The organism is Nocardia sp. NPDC003345 (assembly GCF_053589395.1).
The window spans coordinates 1-6,198 of record NZ_JBSFRU010000360.1 but is presented as its reverse complement, the minus strand read 5'-3'; the positions used below and the strand labels follow the sequence as shown (position 1 = coordinate 6,198).

General features: G+C 68.1%; 6 protein-coding genes. All 6 read right to left on the bottom strand.

The window, feature by feature from the left end:
• Positions 1–486, bottom strand: a 486-nt coding sequence (locus tag ACWDU1_RS27930; RefSeq protein WP_450002979.1) for an isochorismatase family protein, incomplete at its 3' end; no start/stop codon positions are given.
• 27 nt (positions 487–513) lie between these two features.
• Complete coding sequence (locus ACWDU1_RS27925) at positions 514–1,524, bottom strand: aromatic ring-hydroxylating oxygenase subunit alpha (protein ID WP_450002977.1); 1,011 nt, start codon at positions 1,522–1,524, stop codon at positions 514–516.
• 67 nt (positions 1,525–1,591) lie between these two features.
• Complete coding sequence (locus tag ACWDU1_RS27920) at positions 1,592–2,785, bottom strand: acyl-CoA dehydrogenase family protein (RefSeq protein ID WP_450002976.1); 1,194 nt, start codon at positions 2,783–2,785, stop codon at positions 1,592–1,594.
• Positions 2,786–2,800: 15 nt separating this feature from the next.
• Positions 2,801–3,847 carry an acyl-CoA dehydrogenase family protein gene (locus tag ACWDU1_RS27915; RefSeq protein ID WP_450002974.1) on the bottom strand — a complete coding sequence of 349 codons (1,047 nt, stop codon included), beginning with the start codon at positions 3,845–3,847 and terminating at the stop codon, positions 2,801–2,803.
• A 15-nt stretch (positions 3,848–3,862) separates the two neighbouring features.
• Positions 3,863–4,708 (bottom strand): amidohydrolase family protein, encoded by an 846-nt coding sequence (locus ACWDU1_RS27910; RefSeq protein WP_450002972.1) that lies wholly within the window; start codon positions 4,706–4,708, stop codon positions 3,863–3,865.
• Between the two features lie 4 nt (positions 4,709–4,712).
• Positions 4,713–6,198: AMP-binding protein (locus ACWDU1_RS27905; RefSeq protein ID WP_450002970.1), on the bottom strand; the 1,486-nt coding region annotated here is incomplete at its 5' end.

Sequence of the window (6,198 nt, the reverse complement as noted above, 5' to 3'; positions counted from 1 at the left end):
GGCCGAGTTCACCGCGTCCATGACGAAGTTCGGGATGGCCACGTTGAGGGATACGCCCACGGCGACGATCGTCGACACACCGAGGTTGCGCAGCACCGGATCGAGGTCCGTGCCGCCCATGGGCCCGAGGCCGTGGCCGCGGGTCAGCACCAGATCAGCCGGGTCGGGCCCGAACTCGGGGAGCAGCCGCGCCCCGGGACTGCCCGGTGTGACCGCGACTCCGCGGCGCCCGACCGCGAACAGTCTCGCGTTGCGGTTCGAGCCCAGGCCGTCGGCGCGGCGGGTGACCAGGCAGTGCACCACCCGGACTCCCGCCGCCCGGGCGGCCGGTAGCAGTGCGGCGATATTGGGTAGCGCCTCCCGGCGCGCCTCGTCGGCGAGCGCGGCCAGGCCCGCGTCGGGCCCCACCACCGCGCCCTGGCACTCCTGGGTGATCAGGGCGGTCCGTGCCGGGTCGACCAGTTCGCTCAGCGCGCGCCTACCCACGGGCCGCTCCTGGTCCGTACCCGGCGTTCATACCGGGCTGCCCGCTTCCACGGGCGGTACATCGTAGAACTGCTTCGCCCATTTGCGCAGCGACAGATAGGGTTTGGCGTCCTTGGGCGACAGCGGCGGATGTTCGACGTATTTCTGGTACCGCCAGATGCTCAGGTCCTCCCACACCGTGACCAGGAACTGCCGCTCCACCCGCTCCCGCACCTCGGGCGGCGGGACGTCGGACTCGTCGCCCGGTTTCCTGGGCCACCAGATGGAGTAGAACAGATCCGAGCATTCGTCGTCGACGGGTGTGGTGGCGAAGATGAGCCGATGGTCGGACGACCCCCCGAAGGCGCTGATCGAACCGCCGAGACCGAACATCTGGGCGTGGATCTTCAAGGCCATCTCGTCCGGGTCGTCACTGCGGGCGTCGGGCCAGCCGGTGCGGAACGACCAGGTGTGTCCCTCGGCGCGGTAGTCCAGCATCCGCGGGGTCACGGTGGCGCCGTGGACGTATTCGAAATGCAGGCTGTCCGGGCCGTTCTCCAGGACCACCTGTGGATGCACCGGTTCCCGCTCGGTCTTGCGGGAGAATTCGGGATAGGGGCGGTAGTAGCTGTCCGGATCGCTGCCGAGTTCGGGGAACATCCGCAGGATATCCGGCATCTCCCAGTGCGGTTCCTTCCCCTCGGGATGGTGCCACATGAACACGCAGCCGTTCTGCTCGTTCACCGGGTACACCCGCAGCCGCAGACCCCGGTTGACCCGGTCCTCGCCGGGGATCTTGCGGTTACGCCCGTCCGGGCCCCACCGCCAGCCGTGGAACGGGCATTCGACGCAATCGCCGACTACCTTGCCGCCGTGCCCGATATGGGCACCGAGATGGCGGCAATGGCCGGTGAGGATATGCACTTCGCCGGCCTCGTCGCGATAGGCCACGAGGTCTTCGCCGAAATAGCGCAGTGGACGCGCTTCGCCGAGCGGGAACTCGGCAGACCAGCCGACCATGAACCAGCCGGTGACCTTCCAGGTGAAGGGGACCTTCACATGACACCTCCGATGTCCAGCGGATACGACGGCATAGTTCACGCTCATGTCGTGACCGCCGAATCCGTCAGGCGGCCTTCGGCTTGGCCGGCGAGTAGTTGGGCTTCCCCAGTCCCAGTACGTGCTGGGCGATCATGTTGCGGAACACCTCGAGGGTGCCGCCGTAGATACCGCAGAGCGGGGCCCAGCGGTAGATGTATTCCGCTCCCCCGTCGTCGGCGGCGCCTTCGGTCTCCACCGGCAGCGCCGCGGCCGGGCCGAGCAGGTCCATCAGATCCGGTGAGATATCGCGCATCGCCTGCGCGATGGCGACCCGGCCGAACATATGAGGTGCCGACAGCGCCGCCTCCATCCGGGCGACACTGCGACCCAGCCGGTACGCCACCGAGGCGTCGTCGAGCAGACGGCTCCCGTCCGGGCCCGGTTGCGCCGCCAGCGCGGCGATCCGATCGACCGCCACCGCCATCATGGCGCCCTGGTGGGTCATGATCGATACGTCCTGCAGGCCGTCGCCCGCGGCGTCGACCACGCCGTGCTCGGTGTTGAGCGGGCCCATCAGCACCGACCAGCCCTCGTTCACCTCGCCGAGCCGATATTTGTCGCCGACCCGGACATCGCTGTAGTAGACGATATTGGTGCGGTCGCCGTCGACGGTGCGGATGCCCTGGATCTCGATACCGGGGGTGTCGAGCGGGACCAGGAACATGGTCAGGCTCTTGTGTTTGCGGGCTTCCGGGTCGGTATTGGTGATCAGGAAGACGTACTGGCAGTTGTGCGCGCCGGTGGTGAACATCTTCGAACCGTTGATCACCCACTCGTCCCCGTCGCGTACCGCACGCGTCTTACAGGTCGCGACATCGGATCCGCCCTCGGGTTCGGTGTAGCCGAGGCACAGTCGGACCTCACCGCCGGCCACCCTGGGCAGGACCTCCTCCCGCAGTTCGGGCGAACCGTGGTCGCGCACCGAGCCGACCACGATCGCGGTGGTGCCCCAGGTCACCCAGGGCACCCGGGCGCGCCGCTTCTCCAGATCCCAGATGCGGCGCCGCAACCGGCCCAGCCCGCCGTCGGCCGGCTTGCTCAGTTCCGCCGTCAGCCAGCCCTCGGCGCCCATCGCCAAGTGGACGCCTTCGTCGAAGTTGTCGCCGGTTTCGCGGTCCCGGCGCCGGACCTCGTCGGTGACATGGGTGTCCAGGAACGAGCGGGCGCGGTCGCGGAAGGCCTCGTCCTCATCGGACAGCTCGACCAGTGAGAAATCCATCGATGTACTCCGTTTCTAGCTCTGGGCCGCGGCGAACAGTTCCGCGGTACGTGCCGCGGCGGCCGCGGCATCGCCGGCGGCCAAAGGCCAGCCTTTCGCGCGCAGCAGGTAGGCACTGGCCGCCGATTCCGCCGCGACACCGAGTCCGCCCTGGACGTGGACGGCCATGGTGGCGGCCCGGGGCGCCTCCTCGGCCATGTACACGAACGCGGCCGGCGCGAGGGCCCGTTGGGCATCGGGCTCGAATTCGAGGAACCAGGACGCGCGCCGGGCCAGGTTGCGTGCCCCCTCCACGGTGATGGCGATACTCGCCAGCGGATGCGAAATACCCTGCAGTGTGGAGATCGGTACCCCCATCGTGTATCGGGTGGTGGCGAATTCCGCGGCGATCCGCAGCGTTTCCTCGACCAGGCCCACCAGCGCCGCCGCGGTCAGGACCCGCCATTCGTCGAGTGCCCGGTCGTACTGCGCGACCGCTTCCGCGCCCGCGGCCAGCACGGTGCGCCGGTCGGCCGCGGCCGGATCGATCCACGCCATCGGCAGCCGGCCGATATTGTCGACGCGGGCCGGACGGGTATCGAAACCCAGGCGCACGATCTCGTCGCCCTCGCGGATCACGATATGGTCGGCGACCGCCCCGGCGGGTATCAGCCGGGTACCGGACACCCTCCCGATCCGCGGTTCCAGCGCCGCGATCTCCCGTCCCTCCACGATCGCGGCGCCACCGTCGGCGGACAACGCGCCCCATCGGGCCAGCAACCGTGACGCGCAGATGTGGTCGATCCACGGCACCGGTGCGATGTTCCGGCCGAGTTCCTCCGCGACCAGGGTCAGATCGACCAGGGTTGCGCCGTCACCACCCGCGGATTCGGGCAGCGCCATCGTGGTCGCCCCGGTACCGCACAGCTGCTCCCACAGGTTCTTGTCGAAACCGGTGGCCTCGGCGGCCCGCACCACCTCCAGCGGGCAGCGGGTCTTGAAGAATTTCGCATAGGTGGCCTGCAATTCGGACTGGTCCTCGGAAAGGCTGTAGTCCTGCCGCCGCAATTCGTAACGATCCATTGTGCGTGCTCCTCGTTATGGCGCGACTCGGTCGCCGGCGGATCGGTCGCCGAAAAAGAATTCCTGCGCGTTGTGGTAGAGGTAGTTGTCCAGGACGTCGCCCGGCAGCTCGAGAGCCTCGGCTTCCGGGATCACCCGGCGCATGGTCAGCACCGGCCAGTCCGAACCGAAGATCACCTTGTCCTTGCCGCGGGTCCGCATGAAATGGATCAGGCTCTCGGGCAGTCGTTTCGGCGACCAGGCCGACGTCATCAGCCGCAGATTCCGGTATTTCATGAGCAGCCGGATCGCGGTATCCCACCAGGGGTCGGCGCCGTGGATCATGCACAACCGGAGCTCGGGGAAGCGATAGCAGACCCGATCGAGGTAGATCGGGTTCTGGACTTCACCGGGAATCGGCGGACCGGGCAGTCCGGTGTTCATGCACAGCGGCAGATCCATTTCCGCGCATTTGTAATACAGCGGGTAATAGACCGCGTCGGTCGGCGGATACTGCCCGTCACCCCAGAAGCTCGCTCCCACCGTGGTATAGGCGACGGGAAGATCTCGCACCAGCGCCTCGAGTTCCCGCAGGGCCGGCACCGGGTGCAGCAGATCCACTCCGTTGACCGCGAGATGGAATCGTTCCGGATGCGCCTCGGCGAATTTCCGTGCGGTGGCCGACGGCTTCTTCATCGAATACATCAGGACGGCTTTTTCGACGCCCTGTTCGTCCATCTCCGCGAGCAGCGCCCCGAGTTCCACCTGCTGGTACAGGTTTTTCGGTCCCTTGAAGTAGTCGTCGCGGACCTTCAGCATCCATCCCGGCTGCTCCTGCTCACCGAAATGCACGTTGACCAGGCAGTCGATAACCTTACGCATGAGGTCAGACCTCGCTTTCTTCCGCCACCGGTACGGTCACGCGCCGGGACGCCCAGCGGTAATCCGGTTTGCCGTTGCCGAGCCGCCTGATCTCGGTGACGAAGATGATCTCCTTGGGCACTTTGAACCCGGCCAGCCGCGATCTGCAGGCTTCCCGCAGGATCAACTCGGTGACCTCGAGGCCCTCCGAGATACACACGAGGGCCACGACTTCCTGCCCCCACCGTGGGCTCTGCCGCCCGACGACCAGCGCGTCGTGCACGCCGGCCTGGCCCCGCAGCACTTCTTCGACCTCTTCGACGAACACCTTCTCGCCGCCGGTGTTGACCACCAGCGAATCCCGGCCCAGCAACCGCAGGCTCCCGTCGGGAGCGACGGTGGCCCGGTCGCCGGGGATGGCCAGCCGGCGGCCGTCGATCACCGGGAACGTGCGCATCGTCGCCTCCCGGTCGTCGAAATACCCGAGCGGGACGCGGCCGGTGCGCGCGGCCCACCCGATCTCGGGGTCTCCGGGCTCCAGGAAGCGGGTGCGGTCCTGCGACACCGCGGTACCGCCGGGCATCGGCGCGAACGTATCGACCTCCGCACCCCTGCTGCTCCGGCCGTAGCCCATGCCACCGGTTTCCGAGGAGCCGTACCCCTCGACCACAGTGGCGTGCGGCAGCAGTTCGAGCAGTTCGTGCCGGTACGCCGGATTCGTCGCGGCGCCGCCGGTTCCGATGGCCATGAGCGAAGCGAGGTCGTAGTGCCGCGACCGCAGTTCGCGGACCAGCGGGCCGGCGTAGGCGTCGCCAACGATGGTCAGCAGCGCGGCCCGTTCCCGCTGCGCCGCCGTCAGCGCGGTGCGCGCGTCGAACTTTTCCCGATCGTCGTAGAGCAGAATCGTCTGACCGGCCAGCAGGCCCGCGAACGACGTCCAGATACCGGCGGCATGGGACAGCGGGGAGACCGCGAACCAAACGTAACCGGTCGCCGCGACCAGTTGCGCCAGCGGTTCCAGCGATTCGTGGTCGGCGCCGTTCATCGACGAGACGTACATATCGCCCTGCCGCCACAGCACGCCCTTGGGCCGCCCGGTCGTGCCGCCGGTGCACAGCATCACCACATCGTCCGGAGAGGTCTCGCCGACGCCGTCGGCGTCCCCTGCCGCCACCGCCTCCTCGAATCGCACCGCGCCCGGCAGTTCGCCGATATCGCTGCCGTCGTCCACGGAGACGAGCAGGTCCACGCCGGGCGCCGCGGCTGCGACCACCGGCCCGAACGAACGGTGGTAGACGACGGCGCTCGGCCGGATATAGGCGAGCAGATCGGCGATCTCGCGCTCGGTGTAGTGGTAGTTGACGTTCACCGGCACGGCGCGCGCCTTCATACAGCCGATCATCACGTCCAGGTACCGGTCGTTGCGCATGATGAGCGCGACCCGGTCCTGGCCGCATTCCCAGCGATCCAACCCCGCACGCGGCGTCTGCGCGCCGAGTCCGCGGGAGGCC